21 protein-coding genes and 1 other RNA gene are annotated in these 21,720 nt (G+C 37.2%); 3 read left to right on the forward strand and 19 right to left on the reverse strand.

Annotated features, from left to right (window positions below):
• Window positions 1-11 precede the first annotated feature (11 nt).
• The 11 genes from ACQV2S_RS01345 to alaS form a co-directional block, all read right to left on the reverse strand.
• Window positions 12-347, reverse strand: a complete 336-nt coding sequence (locus ACQV2S_RS01345) for a HesB/YadR/YfhF family protein (protein WP_428874245.1) — start codon at window positions 345-347, stop codon at window positions 12-14.
• A 65-nt stretch (window positions 348-412) separates the two neighbouring features.
• Complete coding sequence (locus ACQV2S_RS01350; RefSeq protein WP_428874246.1) at window positions 413-1,045, reverse strand: response regulator; 633 nt, start codon at window positions 1,043-1,045, stop codon at window positions 413-415.
• Window positions 1,046-1,070: 25 nt separating this feature from the next.
• The gene (locus ACQV2S_RS01355; protein WP_428874247.1) at window positions 1,071-2,132 is read right to left on the reverse strand and encodes a sensor histidine kinase; all 1,062 of its coding nucleotides are present in this window, start codon (window positions 2,130-2,132) and stop codon (window positions 1,071-1,073) included.
• Window positions 2,129-2,884 carry a cell wall-active antibiotics response protein LiaF gene (liaF, locus tag ACQV2S_RS01360; RefSeq protein ID WP_428884897.1) on the reverse strand — a complete coding sequence of 252 codons (756 nt, stop codon included), beginning with the start codon at window positions 2,882-2,884 and terminating at the stop codon, window positions 2,129-2,131. Before liaF ends, ACQV2S_RS01355 begins: the two co-directional genes overlap by 4 nt.
• Before the next feature lie 156 nt (window positions 2,885-3,040).
• Window positions 3,041-3,520 (reverse strand): transcription elongation factor GreA, encoded by a 480-nt coding sequence (gene greA / locus ACQV2S_RS01365; protein WP_428884898.1) that lies wholly within the window; start codon window positions 3,518-3,520, stop codon window positions 3,041-3,043.
• 19 nt (window positions 3,521-3,539) lie between these two features.
• Window positions 3,540-4,160 carry a uridine kinase gene (gene udk, locus ACQV2S_RS01370; protein ID WP_428875420.1) on the reverse strand — a complete coding sequence of 207 codons (621 nt, stop codon included), beginning with the start codon at window positions 4,158-4,160 and terminating at the stop codon, window positions 3,540-3,542.
• 193 nt (window positions 4,161-4,353) lie between these two features.
• On the reverse strand, window positions 4,354-5,544 hold the full coding sequence (gene mltG, locus ACQV2S_RS01375; protein WP_428884899.1) for an endolytic transglycosylase MltG: 1,191 nt from the start codon (window positions 5,542-5,544) through the stop codon (window positions 4,354-4,356).
• A gap of 167 nt (window positions 5,545-5,711) precedes the next feature.
• Window positions 5,712-6,017: a DUF1292 domain-containing protein gene (locus ACQV2S_RS01380; RefSeq protein WP_428874253.1), complete on the reverse strand. Its 306-nt coding sequence runs from the start codon at window positions 6,015-6,017 to the stop codon at window positions 5,712-5,714.
• A gap of 10 nt (window positions 6,018-6,027) precedes the next feature.
• Window positions 6,028-6,462 (reverse strand): Holliday junction resolvase RuvX, encoded by a 435-nt coding sequence (gene ruvX, locus ACQV2S_RS01385; RefSeq protein WP_428874254.1) that lies wholly within the window; start codon window positions 6,460-6,462, stop codon window positions 6,028-6,030.
• A 3-nt stretch (window positions 6,463-6,465) separates the two neighbouring features.
• Window positions 6,466-6,726, reverse strand: coding sequence for an IreB family regulatory phosphoprotein (locus ACQV2S_RS01390; protein WP_428874262.1), 261 nt, complete (start codon window positions 6,724-6,726; stop codon window positions 6,466-6,468).
• A gap of 153 nt (window positions 6,727-6,879) precedes the next feature.
• Window positions 6,880-9,528 (reverse strand): alanine--tRNA ligase, encoded by a 2,649-nt coding sequence (alaS, locus tag ACQV2S_RS01395; protein WP_428884900.1) that lies wholly within the window; start codon window positions 9,526-9,528, stop codon window positions 6,880-6,882.
• A 487-nt stretch (window positions 9,529-10,015) separates the two neighbouring features.
• On the opposite strand from alaS, the gene ACQV2S_RS01400 reads away from it, so the two are divergent.
• The gene (locus tag ACQV2S_RS01400; RefSeq protein WP_428874256.1) at window positions 10,016-10,324 is read left to right on the forward strand and encodes a hypothetical protein; all 309 of its coding nucleotides are present in this window, start codon (window positions 10,016-10,018) and stop codon (window positions 10,322-10,324) included.
• Between the two features lie 96 nt (window positions 10,325-10,420).
• On the opposite strand, the gene recD2 is transcribed toward ACQV2S_RS01400, so the two are convergent.
• The 4 genes from recD2 to ACQV2S_RS01420 all read right to left on the reverse strand — a co-directional run bounded on the left by recD2 (window position 10,421) and on the right by ACQV2S_RS01420 (window position 15,700).
• Window positions 10,421-12,835, reverse strand: coding sequence for an SF1B family DNA helicase RecD2 (gene recD2, locus ACQV2S_RS01405; RefSeq protein ID WP_428884901.1), 2,415 nt, complete (start codon window positions 12,833-12,835; stop codon window positions 10,421-10,423).
• Window positions 12,836-12,970: 135 nt separating this feature from the next.
• Complete coding sequence (gene mnmA, locus ACQV2S_RS01410) at window positions 12,971-14,113, reverse strand: tRNA 2-thiouridine(34) synthase MnmA (RefSeq protein WP_428884902.1); 1,143 nt, start codon at window positions 14,111-14,113, stop codon at window positions 12,971-12,973.
• A gap of 91 nt (window positions 14,114-14,204) precedes the next feature.
• Window positions 14,205-14,543, reverse strand: a complete 339-nt coding sequence (locus tag ACQV2S_RS01415) for a cysteine desulfurase (protein WP_428874259.1) — start codon at window positions 14,541-14,543, stop codon at window positions 14,205-14,207.
• Window positions 14,544-14,557: 14 nt separating this feature from the next.
• The gene (locus ACQV2S_RS01420) at window positions 14,558-15,700 is read right to left on the reverse strand and encodes a cysteine desulfurase family protein (protein ID WP_428882476.1); all 1,143 of its coding nucleotides are present in this window, start codon (window positions 15,698-15,700) and stop codon (window positions 14,558-14,560) included.
• A gap of 142 nt (window positions 15,701-15,842) precedes the next feature.
• Between ACQV2S_RS01420 and ACQV2S_RS01425 the strand changes: the two genes are divergently transcribed.
• Complete coding sequence (locus ACQV2S_RS01425; RefSeq protein WP_428884903.1) at window positions 15,843-17,114, forward strand: replication-associated recombination protein A; 1,272 nt, start codon at window positions 15,843-15,845, stop codon at window positions 17,112-17,114.
• A gap of 144 nt (window positions 17,115-17,258) precedes the next feature.
• Window positions 17,259-17,441: non-coding RNA, 6S RNA (ssrS, locus tag ACQV2S_RS01430), on the forward strand.
• 384 nt (window positions 17,442-17,825) lie between these two features.
• On the opposite strand, the gene pyrR is transcribed toward ssrS, so the two are convergent.
• From pyrR to ACQV2S_RS01450, 4 genes are all read right to left on the reverse strand, one after another.
• Window positions 17,826-18,365 carry a bifunctional pyr operon transcriptional regulator/uracil phosphoribosyltransferase PyrR gene (gene pyrR / locus ACQV2S_RS01435; RefSeq protein WP_428874395.1) on the reverse strand — a complete coding sequence of 180 codons (540 nt, stop codon included), beginning with the start codon at window positions 18,363-18,365 and terminating at the stop codon, window positions 17,826-17,828.
• A gap of 117 nt (window positions 18,366-18,482) precedes the next feature.
• Window positions 18,483-19,691, reverse strand: coding sequence for an acetate kinase (locus ACQV2S_RS01440; protein ID WP_428874397.1), 1,209 nt, complete (start codon window positions 19,689-19,691; stop codon window positions 18,483-18,485).
• A gap of 581 nt (window positions 19,692-20,272) precedes the next feature.
• Window positions 20,273-21,265, reverse strand: a complete 993-nt coding sequence (locus tag ACQV2S_RS01445; protein WP_428876306.1) for a hypothetical protein — start codon at window positions 21,263-21,265, stop codon at window positions 20,273-20,275.
• Between the two features lie 175 nt (window positions 21,266-21,440).
• Window positions 21,441-21,720: LPXTG cell wall anchor domain-containing protein (locus ACQV2S_RS01450; RefSeq protein ID WP_428884904.1), on the reverse strand; the 280-nt coding region annotated here is incomplete at its 5' end.

Genomic DNA, 21,720 nt, shown 5'->3' on the forward strand with positions numbered 1-21,720 from the left:
ATCCTCCTCATTTAATGAATGGAATGACCATTCTTAATGTAATTGTAAGTGGGTTCACAGAGTCTTTCATCAAGAGTTACCTCTAAATCATATTCATCAAAAAACCATTCGTCATCTTGTTCAATAAAGAAGAGGACCCCATTGGGCGCTTGATAAGTGACTAAAGGGTCTTCTGGCTGAACAGAATCAATGGCAATCCCAAAACCATTGTCAAAAGGGCTCGATCCATAAATTTTTGTTTTAAAGCGAACACCAGCACCTTGGCTAAATCCTATTTCTTCCTTAAACCAATCTGCAGCTTTATTTGTTACTGTTAGTTTCATATGCTTTGTTGCAATCAAATGCAACAACTCCCTCCTCTATAAACTGAATCTATCATATAGCAATTTTTTTATCTGAGCGAGTTTTTTGCTTAATCCACCAAATTATGTTGGAAAGCATATATCGTCGCTTGTGTGCGATCATCCACTTCTAATTTTGATAGGATATTAGAGACGTGGGTTTTTACCGTCTTTAAAGTGATAAACAACTCTTCTGCAATCGCTTGATTGGAATACCCTCTAGCAATCAATCCTAAGACTTCACGCTCACGATTGGTCAAATCATCATGCAGATGGACTTGCCTTTCTTCGGTTTCGCGATTTAGCATCTTTTGCGTAACTTCATCCTGCATCACGCTCTTACCTTGGTAGGTTGAGCGAATAGCCTCGGCGATTTCTTTAGCTGATGAAGTTTTTAGGATATATGATTGAGCTCCTGCTTCAATAGCTGGATATACTTTTTCGTCATCTAAGAAAGATGTCACGATAATAATTTTAGCTTCGGGCCACTCTTGCATAATTTTTTGCGTAGCTTCAATTCCGTCCATGGTATCCATGACTAAGTCCATCAAAATAACATCCGGTCGTAAATCCAGGGCACGATGATAACCTACTAAGCCATTATTAGCTTCTCCCACCACTTCCATATCTTCTTGAATACTTAGATAAGACGAAACACCTAGCCTGACCATTTCGTGGTCATCAACTAATAATACTTTTATCATACACTGACTCCTTTGTTTTATAATTTTATTTTTTAAGTTTATAAGGCAACTTAATATCGACAACCGTTCCCTGCCCTGGAGAAGAAATTATCGAAACCGCCCCTCCCATCCCCTTCACTCTTTCTTGGATATTGGTTAAACCATAAGAGCCTGACTTTTTCGATTGAACAGGATCAAAGCCACGTCCGTCATCAACAATGCGAATATTTATCATATCCATTGTTTCTCTTAGATAAACATCTAATTTATTTGCTCGAGCATGCCGCATAGTATTCGACACCGCTTCTTGAATAATCCGAAAGAGATGGTCTTCGATTCCCGTTTCTAATCTAGGATCATCTAATTCCCAAGTCAGTTCTAGAGGTATTTTGGCTTGTAGTTCTAATAGCAAATTATTAATTCCTTGTTGCAGTGATTTTCCTTGTAAGTCAACCGGTCGTAAATGCAAGAGCAAGGCTCGCATTTCAGTTTGAGCATTTCCAATGACCGATTCAATTTTTTCAAGCTTAGCACTTAATTTAGGGTTTTCCTCTTCAGGATAGGATTCAGTAATAGCTGACAACATCATCATAGCAGCAAATAATTGTTGGGATACCGAATCATGAAGTTCACGTGCTATGCGACTACGCTCATGTTCGATAATTTCTTCCTTAGTCTCTTCACCGACAAAGACCGGAGCAGCTGTAAATTCTTGTAAGTCTTCAGTCAAATCAACCAAGCGATTGCGCAGGCGGTTAATATCTTGGGCCAAGCTATAATCTTGTGTATAGAGACTAGATTTACGGTTGGTTTTATTGAAGATCGGATGGTGATATTTGCCTAACAATAACCAATTGATTTTTGCTCGAATCAGTTCATAAGAATCATTTAGTGAAAAGGTAAGATATAAACTATAGATGACTGAGAAGGCAATAATAATGGCTACTACCCAGATAAATAATCGAACGTCCCAGATCTTAATTATAAAAAGGTCTTCAATATTAAAAGCTGGTAGTTGCCATGCACAAAGACCAACCACAAAAAAACAGATCAGCAATGTAATAATTAATTGATTGAGTAAGATACGAATCCATAACCGTAAATTCATAAAATAATCACCTCAACATCTCCTATAAAGCTTGAAATAATAACATTTAATTTGCGGTTAGCCTGTTGATAATCGGGACTACGCCATTTAAAGTTTTCCAATGTTAATACATAGTCTTGAGATTCAAATAAAACATTGCCACTAATTAAAGATATATTCAGTTTCAAGCCAATATCCCTCGGAATGATTAAACGAACACGGCCAAACATTTTTCGAATGACTACCGTATGCTCACCTGCTGGAATGAGGGTATTCCCTAAATCAATAATAGAATTTCCACCAAAATATACAAGATTAATATCATCCCACTCATATGAAGTCTTGGTTCCTTCTTCTCGCATATCAAAAAGAGAGCGATATTCTAAGATTGTTCGCTGCTGGTCTTGTGGTTGAAGCAGTTTAATCCCGTAATAACTCTCAGACTCTTTAGGGGCTGGATGTAAAACACTCTCCGAAAGATTACCCATTTCATGGATATGCTCTTTTTTAAAGACAATTAAAGCGAAAAAGATGGTTAAAAGAAATAGCCAGAATGATTTGGTTAAAACAATCGTCATAATAACCAAAATCAAACCCAATCCTAAAATCAATCGGTTCAACCAATAGCGCTCTATATAAAGGCTCAAACTGATGAGCAAAAATCCTCCTGCAAACATTCCAAGAAAATGCCAATCTGTAAGTAATTCTAATATAATTAAAAAGATACAAAGAATCATCGTGAGAAAAATACGTTTGCGAAAGAAGTCTTTCATTGGAATACCTCCCTTCTGTTAAGTCATTGCTATTATTGCATAAAAGATAAACTGAAAAAAGATAATACTTTGCTTATCTTCCATCTATTATAGCAAACAAATCCTAGAAAAAGGCATAAAAAAAGACCCCCAAAAGGAGTCTAACTGTTGGATAAATTATGCCTTAGCCACCTTAGTAATTTCCACATCAAATGAGCCGCCCGGTGTTTCAATAGTTACTTTATCACCCACTTTATGGCCTAATAGAGCTTTGGCCATTGGCGAATCGTTAGAAATCTTATATTCCATTGGGTCTGCTTCAGCAGAGCCAACAATGGTATATGCTTCTTCAGGACCATCAGGCAATTCGTTAAAAGTCACGGTACGACCCAATGTTACTTCATTAGCCGCAACATTTTTATCATCAATAATTTCAGCAAAGCGAATCATATTTTCTAATGTTGAAATACGTCCTTCAACGAAAGCTTGTTCATCTTTTGCTGATTCATATTCTGAGTTTTCAGAAAGATCACCAAAAGACCGGGCTACTTTAATGCGTTCAATAATTTCAGCTCGTTTATTTACTTTTAAATCTTCTAATTCAGCTTCAATTTTTTTCTTACCTTCTAGGGTCATTGGATATGTTTTATCTGCCATCTGTTAATACTCCTTCAAATTAATTAATAATTGTGTTAATTTTAGTAACTAATAAATCTATGGCCACATGATTATGGCCGCCTTCCGGGACAATAATATCTGCATAGCGTTTAGTTGGCTCAGTAAATTGATGATGCATCGGCTTGACAACTGTTTCGTACTGTTCAAGAACAGATTCTACAGAACGTCCTCTTTTAATGACATCGCGTTTAATTCTTCTAGAAAGGCGAATATCATCTTCCGTATCGACATATATTTTAATATCACATAAGTCACGAATCATTTTATCTTCAAAAATTAAAATCCCTTCTAAGATTAGCACGTCACGTGAAGCTTCTCTACGTGTTTCAAGTGAACGCGTGTGGTTCACAAAATCATAAATAGGGACTTCAATTGTTTCACCTCTTATAAAAGCTTGGATATGTTCAAAAAATAAATCATTGTCAAAAGCAAAGGGATGGTCGTAATTCGTCTTTAATCTTTCCTCAAATGTCAGATGGCTTTGGTCTTTATAATAATTATCTTGTGCTAAGACCAAAACGGACATCTCAGTAAACTGTTCTAATATTCGCTTGCTAACACTTGATTTACCAGAACCTGATCCACCAGTGACACCGATGATGATGGGTCTATCCCCCATTACTTCACTCCCTTAATTGACAAATACATAAAGAAAGCAACCACCCAATAAGAGGTGATTACTTGCTTTCTATTGAACTTGCTCAAAACTATACTTAAGAAAATAACATATAAATTAGCTGAATGCAAGCCATTTCATATTATTTCTTTTTTAGTATTCAAATGCTTGTTAAAAGTTTCATTTGTTGTTCTTGCTATTCTTCTTCTAATTCTGCATTTTCTTGACTCGCTTCTTTTTTTGCTTCATCAAAGAATGGTTGAACGTATTGTTCTACTAAGGCACTATGCTCAGCTTCTGTTGCAGAATAATAGATTTTGCCTGTATTCATATCTGCGACAAAGTAATAGTTATCTGAATAAGTTGGATATATAGTCGCCATAATCGATGATAGAGAAGGACTATTAATCGGTCCTACTGGCAACCCGCTATGTTGATACGTATTATAAGGCGAATCTACTTCTAAATCTTCATAAGTAACCAGCTCTTTATGCTTGCCAAGTGCATAAATAACCGTAATATCACTTTGTAGAGCCATTTCAATGTTTAGACGGTTGAAGAAAACTCCTGCAACTAAGGCGCGATCTTCATCAGTCGATGCTTCTCGTTCAACAACCGAAGCCAGACTCAACAACTGGTGATAGTTTAACCAAGTATTGCTAAGGTCTTCTTGCAATTTCTGAAATTCAATATTAGCTTTTCCAACCATATTAATGATTAAATCATCAGCCGTCATGCCAGCAATATAATCATAAGTAGCTGGGAAAAGATAACCTTCTAAACGATATTTTAAGCCTTCAATCTCAGATAGTGGTTGAATCAAGCTTGGAAAACGCCTTAACAAGTCTTCAAACAGCTCTTCACTTTGAACGCGATCAAGAAAAGTATCAGCTTCAATTGGTGTTTGTTCAGCCACTACTTGTGCAATATCAGTTATTTGCATGCCTTCCACAACAGTCAGTGTGGTATCAATATCTTCTTGGATTGGTTCGCCACCTTCCTTTAAAGTTGCAATCAACTCTTCTGCATTCATATTAGGCTTTAATTGATAATAGCCTGCTTGAAAGTCACTAGCTCCTTTAAATTTCATAAACAAATTAAAAATTTGACTATTGTTAACCAGTTTTTCATCTTCTAAAATTTGTGCAATATCACTAGAAGTCGACCCGATGGGAATCGTCACTTCGATTGCCTCAGAACTATTGGCATCCACCGGCCCTAAATCTTTATCCAGTTTCCAATAAATGAGTAAGGTGCCTACTACGATAATAATCAAAAATATCCAAAGAATGATTTTAATTACTCGATTGGTCCAAAGTAATTCTTTAACATGCATGGTTTCATTTACTTTTGCATCTTCTTGTATTCTATTCCAATCTATCTTCATACTTCCTCCTAATAGCCTAATGTTGTAAGCATTATAGCAAATAACACAGTAAATAACTATCCTGACCTAATTAATGAATGATTAAATTAATGTTTCAAGCTTCATGATTTTATAAGAGAAAAAGCTCTTGCCGATTTCATCAATCGGAAAGAGCTTAGCTTTCTTAACTATTCTTCTTCATCTGCCAAAAATGTATTTAATACTTCGTCAATCATGTTCCATTCTTCTTCAGTTTCGATCGCTTGTAAATCACCAGAAGTCCCATCTGGATTTTCTTTATAGGAGTAAGCTTGAATTTCTACTTCTTCTTCTTCATTTGCTCCAGCTGGATAAATAAGGACATAGGATTTATTATAGTCTTGTGAATCAAAGGTGAATAGAATTTCATATAACGATTCGTTGCCTTCTTCATCGACAACAGTAATGTAGTCAATTTCTTTTTCTGCGTGTTCATGATTATGTTCTTCTACCATCTTAACACCCCTATTTCTTATAATCTAAGTAATTTTGTAAAATCATCACTGCTGCTAATTTATCAATTACTTTTTTGCGTTTTTTACGTGAGACATTCCCTTCTTCAATCAGCATCCGTTCTGCTTGAGAAGTAGTCAATCGCTCATCTTGATAAATAATTTGACAGTCTGGGACAATTTTATGCAGTTTTTCACCAAATTTTTGGGAAGCCTCTGCTCTTGGTCCTAATGTATTGTTCATATTTTTTGGCAAGCCAATAATGACTTTATCTACTTTATACTCTTCGATGAGTTCTTGAAGACGTTGATAACCAAAGTTATCCGATTCTTCATCAATCGGTATAGTTTCGATTCCTTGGGCTGTCCAACCCATTAAGTCACTAATAGCAACCCCTACCGTTTTAGAACCCACATCTAAGCCCATGCTGCGATTTCCAATTGGCATGAACTAAGACTCCTTCTTAGTTAGATAATACTTGACTAATTTTTCGACAATTTCATCGCGTTCATGACGACGAATGAGGTTACGCGCATCATTGTGACGTGGAATATAAGCCGGGTCACCTGATAAGAGATAGCCCACAATTTGATTGACTGGATCATACCCCTTCTCCTCCAATGCGCGATAGACAATCTCTAAGCTCTCGCGAACTGTATGTTGGTTTAAATCATCTAACTTAAAGAGTATTGTTTCATCTAATGATTGCATAGATGTATTCACCGAACCTTTCTTAATCTCATCAACTTAATACATCCCTAGTTGATTTGTTAGCTATTATCTCCAGTTTACCATAAACCCCTATAAAAAGGCTCTTATTGTGCTTTATTTATAGCTTTTTCACTATTAAAATTGTGTTTCAGGCTAGATCAGTCTATTCTCAATCTCTTGCGGCACTGCTTCTAATAACTGAGGAATAGCCGCTGGATTTTTACCCCCTGCTTGCGCCATAGTCAAACGACCTCCTCCACCACCTTTAATATGTTTTGCTAATGGTTTTATTAAATCTCCCGCATTAATGCCCTTAGCCACTGTTTCTTGATCGACTAAAACTAACAGATTAGCTTTTCCCTCATGAGAAGTGGCTAAAACAAGGATATTAGAAGCAGCTTTTTCTCGCCATGTATCGCCTAAAGATCTTAAAGAATCCATATTTTGATTGTCTACGCTGGCTGCAATAAAGCTAATGTCTTTAACTGTTTGAACATCATCAAAGATTTCATCTGAAGCTTCCTGCATTAAGCGTGCAGTCAAGGAGTCGATTTCAGATTGCTGTACTTTAAGATCCTGTTGTAACTGTTCAATCTTGCTTAACAGTTGATCACTTTGGCTAACTTTCAATTGATTTTGAACTTCTTTTAGTAGCGATTCGTTCTTTTGATAGTTGGCGATAGCTGCTTGACCTGTTAAGGCTTCAATGCGGCGCAATCCTGCTCCTATACCACTTTCAGCCATTAATTTAAAGGTTCCAATCTCATTAGTATTGTTAACGTGAGTTCCTCCACACAATTCGATGGATTCATTGCCTACATTAACTACGCGAACAATTGACCCATATTTTTCACCAAAGAGTGCCATGGCTCCCATTGCTTTTGCTTCATCAATTGGCATTTCACTTATGTCAACATTAATAGCGTTTTCAACCATAAAGTTTACATAGGATTCCACTTGTTTAAGTTCTTCGGCTGACATTTTACCAAAATGTGAAAAGTCAAAACGTAAGCGATCTGGCCCCACATACGATCCTTTTTGATTAGCGTGGTCCCCTAAAACTTCTTTTAAGGCCTTATGTAATAAGTGAGTAGCTGTATGATTTTGATTGGTCCTCATTCTGGCTTGACGGTCAACTGTCAAAGTATAAGACTGTTCACGATTTAACGGCATTTCCAATGTTTTCACCTTATGCATAAATTGACCATGAGGACTCTTTTGAACATCTAGGACCTCTGCCAGCATTTGATCGCCATCAAAAATCCCTCCTAAATCGGCTACTTGTCCCCCCATTTCGGCATAAAAAGGTGAGCGGTTAAAGAATACAATCCCTTCACTATTAGCTGGTAATTGGTCCACTTCTTGGTCATCGACGACAATATATTTCAATGTCGCATCTGAACTTAATTGTTCATAACCCACAAAATCAAAATCATAGTCAATAGCTTGTAGAGTTGTCGATTGGATCGCCATCGATCCTTCATCTGTACGTGCGGCACGGGCTCTTTCTCTTTGTTCTTCCATGGCTGTCTCAAAACCTTCAATGTCTACTGTTAGCCCTTCTTCATCAGCCATTTCTTGCGTCAATTCAAGTGGGAAACCGAAGGTGTCATATAAATGAAAAGCCCTGTCTCCATTAATAACCGTTTGGCCTGCTTGACGAACCGCATTAATCACTTGATGAAGTTGGACTTCGCCTTCTTCAATTGTTTCATGGAAACGTTGTTCTTCTTTTAAAAGTACTTCTTTAACAAAGTTTTCTTTTTCGATGAGCTCTTTATAAGGATCACCCATCATAGCCACAATAATTGGCACTAAATCTGAAATAAACAGATGATTAATTCCTAATTTACGACCATGCATAACTGCACGACGGATTAAGCGTCTTAAGATATAGCCGCGTCCTTCATTAGAAGGTAAAGCTCCATCAGCAATAGCAAAGGATACCGCACGGATATGATCAGCAATAACTTTAAAAGAGGTATCTGTTTTTACATCATCACCATAATTGACAGTTGTCAATCTACCAATTGCTTCAATGATCGGCATAAATAAATCTGTTTCGAAATTTGTCGGAACATCTTGCATGACCGAGGCCATCCGTTCTAAGCCCATACCTGTATCAACGTTCTTGTTAGGCAAGGGTTGGTAGCTTCCATCTGGCATATGATTGTATTGTGAGAATACTAGATTCCAAATTTCTAAGTAACGTTCATTTTCTCCTCCTGGGTACATTTCAGGGTCATCAGCTGAAAGGTTTTGATAATTTTCCCCTCGGTCGTAGAAGATCTCTGAATCGGGACCACATGGTCCGGCACCAATATCCCAAAAATTATCAGCCACAGCCACAATATGATCTTCATCTAAACCACATTTTTCTATCCAAATCTGCTTAGTTTCTTCATCTTCGGGATAATAGGTAACATATAGGCGGTTGGGATCAAAATTCAACCATTTTTCTGAAGTTAAAAATTCCCACGCCCATTGAATGGCTTCTTCTTTAAAGTAATCCCCTATGGACCAGTTACCTAGCATTTCAAATAAAGTATGGTGTCGTGCAGTCACACCAACGTTTTCAATATCGTTGGTACGAATACACTTTTGAACATTGGCAATCTTGGGATTGTCAGGAACTTCAGTTCCATCCATGTATTTCTTCAAAGCAGCAACCCCTGAGTTAATCCATAACAGCGTTGGATCGTTAATTGGAATGAGGTTAGCTGAGGGAACGATTTGATGATTTTTCTCTGCAAAAAAATCTAAAAACATCTGACGTATTTCTTTACTTTTTAATGGTTTCATGCCGCATTCTCCTTCAATAAAAATAAAGAGTCATTATATGCAAGGGCGCTTAACCACGGTACCACCTTGCTTATAATAACTCTTGGTTATCTTCTTAAGTGACTGTTAACGCCAGCAAAACGCCAATCTTTCGAATGGTCCGTATGAGGGAGCATCAATGTCTTGATTACTTGCACCAAATGTAATCTCTCTAGAATGACCTGACATGTCCTCTACCTTTAGTAATATAGCAATTTTTATAAAAAAGGTCAATCCTGAATAAAAAAATCTTGCCAGTTAGTATATAATCATTAATAGAAAGTTTTTCATTGAAAAGTAGGTGATCGTACGATAAATTCTTTAGTAAAAGCCTAGGCATCCATAACACCTTTAAAAAATCAAGGAATTGAAGAAAGATAGAAGTTGTAACAAGTTATATAATTAATCTTGAGGACCAGTTATTAAATTAAAATTAGCTAAATAATATTTATAAAAGGTGGTGAAACTTATGAATAAAGATAATCACAAGAAAGATTTAAAAATTGAAAACATTTTGAAAATCTTTCCAATTATAGGCATGATTGGCGTAATCATAATTATATCCGTCTTGCTATCAGGCTTGCCTAAGTCTAATCCACTTTTTTCGATTGGATTGTCCTTAGGGTTAGCTTTACTTTTTATTTCAACAGTAGTGTATATTGCCACATGGCTGATGGAAATAAATTTAGCTTATAGTAGAAAACAATATTCTCTGATGGCCATCTTGATAATCGTCGGCATCCTTTCTGTTTTATTTGAAATTATAATCAATAGATAATGCGACTGAAGTTTTAATTATCAAAACCCCCTAAAGAAACATTCTTTAGGAGGTTTTGCTAGTTACTATTAAAATCACACAAAGAAAGCTTTATTACTATACAAAATCTTCCGGCTTGAGTCCTTCCATGCCAATCATGGGATCGACTTGCCAGATGGTTTGGTCATTTAAGACAAAGCTTGCTTTTGACATTTTGCTTTCTGCTACTTGAGTAACACTTGCTGTATCATCCTCTTGCTTTTTGCTTTTTGTCAGCTCTCGCTTCTTTGCTTGCTCAGTCAAGTTTAATTGTAAGTATTCAGCTAATTTGGTTTTGCGTTCTATTTGAACTTGTGAAACCGCCTTATTAAAACTTTGAGGGTTCCCTACCATGACTAAGGATTTGACCGCCCTTGTCACAGCAGTATAGATGATGTCCCTTCTTAACATGCGTGAATAGCGATCAACCAATGGTAAGATGACTAAGTCATATTCTGATCCTTGTGCCTTATGAATGGAACAACAATAAGCCAGAGTCAGCTGATCCAGTTCATTTTTACGATAGTGGATTTCATTGTCATCAAAATCAACAATCACTTCTTCCACATTATTTGAACTTTCTTTTGCCGTTAAGATAGCAGTTATCTTGCCAATATCCCCATTGTAAACACCCTCTTCTGTATTATTTACCAGTTGAAGAACCTTGTCTCCTATACGGTAGACTTGGTCAAAATGTTTTATCTCACGTTTTTTTGAACTAGCAGGATTCAACATTTCTTGCATCAAGTCATTGATCTGATTGATGCCACCTGGTCCCTTATACATAGAGGCTAGGACTTGTAGCGTTTGGCTATTAAAGCCTTTTTTAATTGCTGCTGCTACAATCTGTCCAACCACATCACTGACTTGCTGAGCAGAGCAAGGGATAAATGAACGGTCATTATGCTTGGCTAAAAAATCCTCTGGCAGATAGCCTTGACGTATATGGTGAGCTAAATGAACGATGGATGAATCATCGGACTGACGATAAATTTTGGATAGCGAAACAGTTGGAATCAGACCCGAATCAATCATATCTGAAAAAACTTTACCTGGTCCTACTGAGGGCAGTTGGTCCTTATCCCCGACAAAGACTACTTGCATTTCATAGGGAATGGCTTGTAGCAACCAATTCATTAACCACACATCAACCATTGACATTTCGTCGATAATTAAAAGGCTGCCATCAATTATCATCGGTTCAAAGTCTCTTAGCGTCGACTCACGATTATAACCAATTAAGCGGTGAATGGTAGAAGCTGGCAAATGAGAAGTTTCTTGCATCCGTTTAGCCGCCCTGCCTGTCGGAGCCGCCAAACGGATTGGAGAATCAAAATTATCCTCATTTAGATCGGCCAGATCATAGCCATGTAAGATAGCATGTAAATAAATGAGTCCTTGTACCAAGGTTGTTTTTCCGGTTCCTGGACCTCCTGTAATAATAGAGAGAGGGGATTGAATGGCTAATTTTAATGCCTGCTGTTGCTCTTGATCATAGTCAATTTTAATTAAGGCCATAACATCCTCAATGGCTTGATCAATCTCTTCTGCTTCAAATCGCTTAACTTGTTCAGCCATCAGATAGTCGTGAATCTTTTTACTACTTCCGTACTCTGCGTAGAAAATTGAGGGAATGACAAGATCTTCTCCTAGCACTAACAGCTGGTCTTGAATAATTGCAAGATCCAACCCCTTGGTCAATAAATCATCCTCAATCAAAAAGGGGCGACTTTTTTCTAGGAGGTCGCGTGCAGTTCTCAACGAATCCGGTATCGGTACATAGGTATCTCCTTGATCGGTAGAAATTTGTGCCACCGCCATGGTAATAGCTGAAGCAATTCGTTCAGCGGCGTCGGGTTGAATGCCTAATTGTTCTGCTAACTTATCGGCCTTAGTGAATCCGATTCCTTCAATCTCTATTACTAATTGATAGGGATTTTCTTTTATTTGTTCCAGTGTATTCGATTGGAATTTCTTATAGATTCTATCTGCTAAATTAGGACCAAAGCCCCATTCGCTTAACTGCATAAAAATACGTTCTGTTCCTTGAAATTTTAAAAGACTGGCCCTTAATTGATTGGCAACTTTAGCTGTTAAACCACTCACTTTGTCTAAAGCATTGGGATCATCAAGGATTTGATCAATTGCCGTTTCCCCTAATGACTCTACGATTTTTGTGGCTGTTTTAGGACCTACTCCTTTGAAACGATTGCTGGACAAATAATCAATTAAGCCCCTGCGTGAAGTCGGCATCAATTGCTGGTAGCGAGTGACTGAAAATTGCTGTCCAAAACGTGGGTGGTGGACTAATTTTCCAAAAAATTGATAGGGCGTATCGTAATGGATCGTAGTAAATTGACCCGTAATAACCAATTCTTCGTCTACCAAGAGACTCGTTTGATCTAAATCTACACTAATGCGCAAGACCTTATAAAAATTTTGGTCATTTTCGAAGATGGTACTTTCCACGCTACCTACTATTAATTCTTCCATCCACTCTCACCTCACTTGTATGTCTTATTATATCAATCTTTTTTATTAAGAACTAGAGCTTGCCATTCAAAGCTTGCCTAAGACTCTTAATATGTCCATAAAAAAATCACCCTAAATGCTCAGGGTGACTGACATTTAAATATATTGCCGCATTTGATTATCTTTATAGGCCGCATCAATAATGCCACCTCCTAGACACTCTTGGTCTTGGTAGAAAACTACCGCTTGTCCAGGCGTAATGGCTCGTACTGGTTCATCAAAAACCACTCGTGCTTTTTTCCCTTGGTCATAAATCGTCACTTCTGCTGGAACATCTTCTTGACGGTAACGAAATTTAATAGTGCATCTAAAAGTCCGATCACTCTTATCACCATCTGTAAAAGAAAGATCCGAAGCTTCTAAGTAATCAGCATATAAATGCGGATGGTGGAAGCCTTGGCCTACATAAAGTGTTTGAGTAGCCATGTCCTTGCCAATCACAAACCAAGGCTCATTGGAGCCATTCGATCCAGTAGATCCGCCTATACCTAAACCATGTCTTTGCCCAATTGTATAGTACATCAATCCCATATGGTCGCCTTTCACTTCACCATCTAAAGTTTTCATTTTACCCGGTTGGTTGGGTAAATAATTAGATAGAAATTGGTTAAAATCTCTCTCTCCAATAAAACATACCCCAGTAGAATCTTTCTTCTTAGCGGTTGCTAAGCCTGCTTGGGCTGCAATTTCACGCACTTGTGTTTTTTCCAAGTGTCCAAGTGGGAATAAAGCTTTTTGTAATTGCTGTTGAGATAATTGATTAAGGAAATAAGTCTGGTCTTTCCTTTGATCCGATGCACGCAACAAATGAACCTGTCCTTTGTCATCTCTTGCTGCTTGGGCATAATGACCCATGGCAATATAATCCGCCCCTAATTCGGTGGCATAATCTAAGAAGGCCTTGAATTTGACTTCTTTATTACACATAACATCCGGATTGGGTGTTCGTCCCTTGCGATATTCACTTAAAAAATATTCAAAAACGCGATCCCAATATTCTTTTTCAAAATTAACTGAATAATAGGGAATACCAATTTGTTCAGCGACTAAGGCAACATCTTCATAATCTTTGGTAGCCGTACAAACACCATTTTCATCCGTATCATCCCAGTTCTTCATGAACAGACCGACCACGTCATAGCCTTCTTCCTTTAGTAATAAGGCGGCTACCGAAGAATCGACACCTCCTGACATACCTATCACTACTCGCGTTTGTGCTTTATCTTTTGTTGGAGTCATTGGGTCTTCCTTTCTTTTAATATTTATATAAAGATTAAAAACGAACTCACCTTGAATGGAAAGTCCGTTTAGATACATTCAAAACTATTTTCTATTTTACTTCAACTAGAACGTTTCGGTCAACAAATCCGTCGAAAATGAAATTTATTTTTTCAATTACCATCTCGTTGTTGGCCAGGCTGAACACATTAACCGCCTGCAAACCGTTAGAATTTACGGTTGAAATTTTTAACCCATTTAAATCAGCATTAACAGTTACCTTTAAAACCAAACCTGTACGATGTGTCGAATCTAATTCTCGTTTGTATAAGTAGTTACCTCCACGTGTTTCATTGAAGCCATTATCTCTTAAAGTATAAGGTCTACATTCTGGACTGACTTCAAAAGTTCGATTGAATCCTAATAATTTTGCTTCTGGTGTAAATGCCATTGTTCTACTCCTTACTATTTATTTATTTTTATAATTGCTTCAATTAATTGATCAATCTCATTTTTAGTCGTATAACGACCAAATGAAATTCGAACACTCTCTTGCCAACGCGCTGGGTTATCTGGGTAATAAGCAGTTAGAATGCGACTGGGTTTTACTGAACCGGCTGAACAAGCGGATCCTGCTGAAAGATAAATGTCTTGCATGTCCATTTGAATAATCAACTGGCTAGCTAATTTTCCTTTAAACCAAATACTGTGTATGCGGTTATTATGATGATTAAGATCACCATTTCTTTGATAGTTAATGCTCGCTTCATCTAATCGTTGAAAAAAATATGCTGTTAGTTCTTTAAAATTTCCTTGTAGTTCTTCATACCCCTGATACATCAACTCCAAGGCCTCCACCATACCTAAAATATAAGGAAGGTTTTCAGTTCCTGAACGCTTAGTATATTCTTGATCACCACCTAATAATAAAGGATCTAAGGTCATTTCTTTGTTCCAAGCCTGATAGACCAGAAAACCAATTCCTTTTGGTGCATAAAATTTATGACCTGACCCGTTGAAAGAGCTACAAGGAAAATTTTGTGGGTTAATCGGTTGATAACCAACAGCTTGAGTGGCATCAACATGGAACCAATAGCCCTTTTGCTTAGCATATTGACCTAGGTCTTGGATAGGAAGTTGAGAACCCACTTCATTATTTACTGCCATAGCTGTCCAACCGATGGTCGTTTCTTTACTGGCTTCAATAAATTGCTGTAGTGTGAATTGATGGTTAGAGTCCGGCTGAATTCGGCTCACTTCAAACCCTCTGCTTTCTAAATCAAGAAGAACCTTATCCACTGCTGAATGTTCAATTGCTGTGGTAACAATATGATTACCTAGACCTAAATCACGTGCTCGAACAGCTTGTGATCGCAGTGCCCAATTGATGGCCTCTGTTGCACCGGAAGTGAAGTACAAATCAGCGTTTTCATCTAATTTTAACAACTCTTTTAAGCGTCGACGCGCTAAGGTCAACTTATTTTTACTTGCCTTTCCTAGCTTATATGTAGCAGAAGGGTTTCCAAAAGATTCTGCTAAAGCATGAGAAATTCGTGCTTGAACACGGAGGTCGACTGGGGTTGTCGCTGCATAATCAAAATATATCATTGCCTCACCTTTTCATTCCTAATACAACTATTATAACGTATTTTAATGATTTTGAAAGTGTTTACTTATAGAAATAAAAGGCGTATATTAATCAAAAAGAGCCTTTTGTGGTAAACTATACACATTATAAGGAGGTTTCCTAATGCAACAACCTTTAGCTTATCGCATGCGGCCGCAGCACATTGATCAAGTCTTGGGACAAACTCACCTTGTAGGATCTGGCAAAATTATCCGTCGAATGGTTGAGGCCAAACGTCTTTCTTCTATGATTCTATATGGTCCACCAGGTACCGGAAAAACTTCGATTGCTGCTGCTATTGCTGGTACTACGGAATATGCTTTTCGTCATTTAAATGCAGCAACTGATGCAAAAAAAGATTTAGAAGTTGTCGTCACTGAAGCCAAAATGTCAGGTACCTTGATATTACTATTAGATGAAATTCACCGTTTGAACAAGCTTAAGCAAGACTACTTGTTGCCTCATTTAGAAAACGGACGGATTATTTTAATAGGTGCGACTACTGAGAATCCTTACATTTCGATTAATCCTGCCATTCGCTCACGTACTCAAATTTTTGAAGTCAAACCTCTATCCTGTCAAGAGATTCAAGAGGGGTTACAAAGAGCGATTAAGGATGTTGATCATGGCTTGGGCAAGTATCCAGTTGAAATTACCAAAGACACCCTTGAACATTTTTCATCTGTAACAAATGGCGACATTCGTTCAGCCCTCAACGCATTAGAGTTGGCCGTTCTTTCTACAGCTGAAAACGATCAGGGTAAGATTGTAATCACGCCAGAAATTGCTGAAGAATGTTTACAGCGTAAACGATTAAGCCATGACAAAGATGGTGACAATCACTATGATGTCATCTCTGCTTTTCAAAAGTCAATTCGAGGATCAGATGTGGATGCGGCTATGTATTACTTAGCTATTCTTTTAGAAGCTGGCGAATTAGTCATCGCTTGCCGACGTTTGTTAGTTATTGCCTATGAAGATATTGGTTTTGGCAATCCGCAAGCTACTCAACGAACAGTAGCGGCTGTTGAAGCTGCTGAAAAGTTGGGCCTACCAGAAGCACGCATACCTTTGGCTTTCGCTGTGGCAGATTTAGCCTTAAGTCCTAAATCCAACACCTCCTACCGTGCCATTAATGCGGCCCTGGCGGATATTGAAGCTGGACACACAGGCCCAGTACCAGACAGCTTAAAAGATGGACATTATGCGGGAGCAAAAAAATTAGGTCGCTCCATCGGCTATCAAAACCCTCACGATTATCCCAATCATTTTATCCGTCAACAATATCTTCCCGATCCCCTTAAAAATAAGCAATACTTCAAAGCCGAACCAACAGGAAAATACGAAGCTGCTATTAACCAATACTATCAAGAAATAAAAAAACAGCAAAATTAGCTTTACATGAAGGTTTAGTTATGAGTTTCGATTTTTCTTTCTCAATACAATAAGCTACTAACGACTAATATTGTAAATGCTTTCATTTTTTCAAACAAAACTATTGCAATTCAATCTCATCGTGTTATACTAGGTACATAGGAAATATATCTGATGTGTTCGAGAGATAGTCAATGTGTTGACCGAACATTTTACATTAGGGATTCTTCAATCGAATACCTATGACAAGCCATCGCATGTGGAAGTCAGAAGCATTTCGTGAGAACCCCACCTGATTGCTAGCGGGTTCAACCTAGCTTTATTGAATCGGCACGATTCGGATATATTTTGAGAGCTGGCAATTGCCAGCTCTTTTTTAATGAATCTTTAGATAGAATTGAGGTTAATAATGCTACAAGCTTTGCTCTATGCCTTCCCATCGATATTAGTGATTTTGGCCCTCTATATTTTTTACTTCCGACATTCCTTACTAAAATTGCTCAAGCTACAAGACCTTAGGATTTTCAATTTAATCGCACTAACCTTTTTTTTATTAGCTATTTTAGGCTTTATCTTAATCTATTTACAATTAAAAATTTGGAGTCTTGTCTGGCTAGTCCTTGTTTTGATTTTGATTACCATGGTCTCTGTGCTCATCTACTTTACTCTTAGGTCGCATTAACTCATTCAAATTAAAAGCCCTTCAAAGCTAATAACTTTGAAGGGCTTCGTTTATTTACGTAAGATAACGACTTCTTCTGCTTGGTCTACTTCATTTAATTTGACTGCCACTTTTTCTTCGCTGGATGTCGGGATATTTTTACCGACGAAATCAGCGCGAATTGGGAGTTCACGATGACCTCTATCCACCAGTATTGCCAATTGAATTTTGGCTGGACGATCTGACGATAGAATCGCATCCAGTCCTGCTCGAATGGTTCGACCTGTATATAAAACATCATCCACCATAATCACAACTTTATCACGCATTGAGTGAGAAAAGTGAGGGGGTTGAACAACAGGTGCTTCATTTTTAAACTTGTGGGTCAAATCATCACGGTAAAAAGAAATATCTAACTCTTCTAGCTCTACTTGAATAGCTTCAATTTGCGAAATTTTTTCAGCTAAACGATGGGCTAAATATATGCCTCTTGTTTTAATTCCTACTAATACTAATTCTTGGACGTTCGGATTCCGTTCGACAATTTCGTGGGCCATTCTCTTTAGAGTTCTATTGATCGCTTGCTCATCTATAATAATATTTTCAGCCATTCATGTGTCTCCTTCAGTTTGGTATCTCTAGACTTCTTTATTTTCTTCCCTTAATAATATACCAAAAGAACGTCATTCTCAAATGAGAATAACGTTCATACCAACTTATCTTAATGATTATTTTTGATTTTTAAGACGCTCAACGTCACGAGCAATCGCAATTTCTTCGTTAGTAGGAATGTTGATAACTGTTACCGTAGAATCATCTGTAGAAACGATGGCTTCTTGGCGTGTGTTATTACGCTCTTCGTCAATCTTAACACCCATATAACCAAAGTTTCTCATAGTGATTTCACGTGTTTCTTTAGAGTTTTCACCGATACCGGCAGTAAAGACAATCACATCTACACCATTCATCACTGCTACATATTGTCCAATGTATTTAATAATACGATTGAAGAAAATATCTAGAGCTAGTTGTGCACGTTCGTTTCCTGCTTCTGCAGCTTCTTCCACATCACGCATATCGGATGAGACACCTGAAATACCGAGTAAACCAGATTTTTTATTGAAGATAGTTACCATCTCTTCAATGCTTTCAATACCTTCCTTTTGCATGATGAATGGAATTGCAGATGCATCGATATCACCGACACGTGTTCCCATTGTTAAGCCAGCTAGTGGAGTGAAGCCCATTGAAGTATCAACAGATTTCCCTTTCTCCACAGCAGTAATTGAAGCTCCGTTCCCTAAATGACAAGTGATAATTTTAAGATCTTCAATGGGCTTACCTACGATTTCAGCTGCACGGTGGGCCACAAATTGGTGACTTGTCCCATGAGCTCCATATTTACGAACGGAGTAATTTTCATAGTATTCGTACGGAATGCTGTATAAATAATTTTCAGCCGGCATTGAAGTATGGAAAGAAGTATCAAAGACTGCTGCCATGGTAGCATGTGGTAATTTTTCTTGGAAAACACGAATTACGACTGCTTCCGCAGGGTTATGTAAGGGGGCGAAATCTCCCAATTCTTCAATGTTTTTGATAACTTGCTCATCTACTAGAGTAGACTCCTTGAAGAGTTCTCCACCAGCTACTACACGGTGTCCGACACCGGTAATTTCTTCAAAGTTTGTGATAACTCCTAAGTCTAGAAGTTTAGTTAGTAATAAATCCACTGCACGAGCATGATCTGCAATATCTTCGACTATTTGAAACTTTTGATCTTCACCATTAGCGTCCGTATATTTAATTTCTAATTTTGAATCGCTTAATCCAATACGTTCAACTAATCCTTTAGAAACCACTGTTTCTTCAGGCATCTCTATGATTTGGAATTTCAAACTTGAAGAACCCGCATTAATCGCCATTGTTTTAGACATTTACAATTTCCCCATTTCTTTGTTAGTTCATATAGGTCTAGTATATCATGTTTATCCTTACACCGTAAATACTGATTCAAAATTTTGTGAAGTTTTTAATAAAGTTTGCTCTGTCCTTCGAAAGTTTAATAATTATTAACTTACTGATAATAATAAAGAATTAATGAATTAAAAAACTTTTTTGGCGCTTTCTATTGATCCCTATCATGCTCTGACTATTTTTAGGATAGCCAATACTTTATTGTGCTTGAGGGTCAAAGTGATGAGTTTTATTAAGATTAAAACTCATATAATCAAGGTCTCAACTTGCCCATCACAACAATTACTCATCAACACCCATTTTTCGACTTTGTTACCCGCTAAATAGCATAATTATACCTTAAATTTTCCGTCATTTTACATACAGGCTGGGTGGCTTTTTCACTGGCTGATGGTCCATATAAAAGTGTTCTGAACAATAGTTAGAATATATTTTTCTTCAGTTGTTCCCACCTTTAGAATTTGTCTCTTTTTCATTAACACCATTCAAAGACTCTTTATCATACCTTAACTCTCTTTATCCGATGGTATTTATATTTTCTTTAACTTTTTACAAAAGTTTTGCTAATTGTACCATCAGGATTTTCTATGATAACTAAATGACCTATTTCTCCCTTATCATTTTGGCTAGGTTGAATAGAATATTCAACTTTCTCAATGGTTTTGTCATGTAAAATATATTCAATCGAAACCAATTCTCCATCTCCATTTTTTAAAGTCATAGTTGTTCCTATGGTGTTTCCTTCTTTATCTTTAAATGCTGACTGTTCAATAGTAGGGACTTTTTCATTTTTTATAAAGGTTTCTTTTTTCAACCCCTCTGCATTCGTAATTATAATTAAATAACCTCGATCCCCGTTTTCGTCTTTATCATAAGTGATTTTAACATCTGGGGCTATTTCTTGTTTGCCAATCAAAATATGTTCGTTCAATAAAACTCGCTCTGCATCATCTTTAACTAAAACAGTGTATCCTATAATACTTCCTTGATTATCCTTAAAAGGGATTTTTTCGATGGTTGGAACTTTTTTGTTTTCCACAAAAACTTCTTCAAAGTCACCATCTGGTTTATAAATAATCACTTTATGACCCGTTCCCTCAGCAATAATTTTAAGCTCAGGTTCTTTGCCATCGGGATCATTTAAAATATGGTGAGTGGCGATCAACTTTTCTTGGCTATCTTTGATGACAAATGTTTTGCCAATAATTTGTTCTTGAAAATCCTTCAAATCTTTAGTTTCAACAACTGGTTGCTCATTTTCAAGATTACTTGACTTGTTTTCTAAAAATATCTTCTCTTCTTCCCCGGTCGGCTTTAAAATATTGACCGTGTATCCATACACACCCCCTCTTTCTGATTGATTCACATTAACTTTTACTGATTTCCCATTGCTATCATTCAAAATGTTCTGACTTAAAATGATATTTCCTTCATTATCTTCAATAATAATGGTCTTACCTATATCATTGCCCTCTCCATCTTTGATTGGCTTTTTATGAATAATCGGTGATTCTCCATAAAGTATGTTTTCCATAACTTCTATCCTCCTCAAGAAACTATAAAGCTATTAAGCTCAATCATTTTTATATAAATAATCATATATCTTTCTGTCTTTAAAAACAACTCGCCCATTTAAAAACTCTCTTCATCCATTTAAGAATGAAGAGAGTCCTATTTAAAGATCTTACACTAGCGTCTTAGCCTACAGTTTATTGATTCTCACTTAGGCGTTTTTTTAATTCTGCTACAGAAATTCCTAAGCCCATTGCCAGTAAAGTAAGACCCATTGCTACATATTCTCCTTCATCAGAACCAGTATTAGGCAGTAAAATCCCTGACTTATTGACAGTTACTTCTTCACCCTTAGGAGTAGTCTGGTCTAAATCTGGTGTTGGATCTGGATCTGGTGTTGGATCTGGATCTGGATCTGGCGTTGGATCTGGATCTGGCGTTGGATCTGGATTTGGCGTTGGATCTGGATCTGGTGTT

It is taken from the genome of Facklamia sp. P13064, assembly GCF_050409425.1.
In the GTDB taxonomy this organism is placed as follows: domain Bacteria; phylum Bacillota; class Bacilli; order Lactobacillales; family Aerococcaceae; genus Facklamia.

What these genes read in the sequence shown, in the direction of transcription:
- ACQV2S_RS01350 (WP_428874246.1), bottom strand. Translation starts at nt 1,045, where the DNA reads ATGATAAAAGTATTATTAGTTGATGACCACGAAATGGTCAGGCTAGGT.
- ACQV2S_RS01355 (WP_428874247.1), bottom strand. Translation starts at nt 2,132, where the DNA reads ATGAATTTACGGTTATGGATTCGTATCTTACTCAATCAATTAATTATT.
- liaF (WP_428884897.1), bottom strand. Translation starts at nt 2,884, where the DNA reads ATGAAAGACTTCTTTCGCAAACGTATTTTTCTCACGATGATTCTTTGT.
- greA (WP_428884898.1), bottom strand. Translation starts at nt 3,520, where the DNA reads ATGGCAGATAAAACATATCCAATGACCCTAGAAGGTAAGAAAAAAATT.
- udk (WP_428875420.1), bottom strand. Translation starts at nt 4,160, where the DNA reads ATGGGGGATAGACCCATCATCATCGGTGTCACTGGTGGATCAGGTTCT.
- mltG (WP_428884899.1), bottom strand. Translation starts at nt 5,544, where the DNA reads ATGAAGATAGATTGGAATAGAATACAAGAAGATGCAAAAGTAAATGAA.
- ACQV2S_RS01380 (WP_428874253.1), bottom strand. Translation starts at nt 6,017, where the DNA reads ATGGTAGAAGAACATAATCATGAACACGCAGAAAAAGAAATTGACTAC.
- ruvX (WP_428874254.1), bottom strand. Translation starts at nt 6,462, where the DNA reads ATGCCAATTGGAAATCGCAGCATGGGCTTAGATGTGGGTTCTAAAACG.
- ACQV2S_RS01390 (WP_428874262.1), bottom strand. Translation starts at nt 6,726, where the DNA reads ATGCAATCATTAGATGAAACAATACTCTTTAAGTTAGATGATTTAAAC.
- alaS (WP_428884900.1), bottom strand. Translation starts at nt 9,528, where the DNA reads ATGAAACCATTAAAAAGTAAAGAAATACGTCAGATGTTTTTAGATTTT.
- ACQV2S_RS01400 (WP_428874256.1), top strand. Translation starts at nt 10,016, where the DNA reads ATGAATAAAGATAATCACAAGAAAGATTTAAAAATTGAAAACATTTTG.
- recD2 (WP_428884901.1), bottom strand. Translation starts at nt 12,835, where the DNA reads ATGGAAGAATTAATAGTAGGTAGCGTGGAAAGTACCATCTTCGAAAAT.
- mnmA (WP_428884902.1), bottom strand. Translation starts at nt 14,113, where the DNA reads ATGACTCCAACAAAAGATAAAGCACAAACGCGAGTAGTGATAGGTATG.
- ACQV2S_RS01415 (WP_428874259.1), bottom strand. Translation starts at nt 14,543, where the DNA reads ATGGCATTTACACCAGAAGCAAAATTATTAGGATTCAATCGAACTTTT.
- ACQV2S_RS01420 (WP_428882476.1), bottom strand. Translation starts at nt 15,700, where the DNA reads ATGATATATTTTGATTATGCAGCGACAACCCCAGTCGACCTCCGTGTT.
- ACQV2S_RS01425 (WP_428884903.1), top strand. Translation starts at nt 15,843, where the DNA reads ATGCAACAACCTTTAGCTTATCGCATGCGGCCGCAGCACATTGATCAA.
- pyrR (WP_428874395.1), bottom strand. Translation starts at nt 18,365, where the DNA reads ATGGCTGAAAATATTATTATAGATGAGCAAGCGATCAATAGAACTCTA.
- ACQV2S_RS01440 (WP_428874397.1), bottom strand. Translation starts at nt 19,691, where the DNA reads ATGTCTAAAACAATGGCGATTAATGCGGGTTCTTCAAGTTTGAAATTC.
- ACQV2S_RS01445 (WP_428876306.1), bottom strand. Translation starts at nt 21,265, where the DNA reads ATGGAAAACATACTTTATGGAGAATCACCGATTATTCATAAAAAGCCA.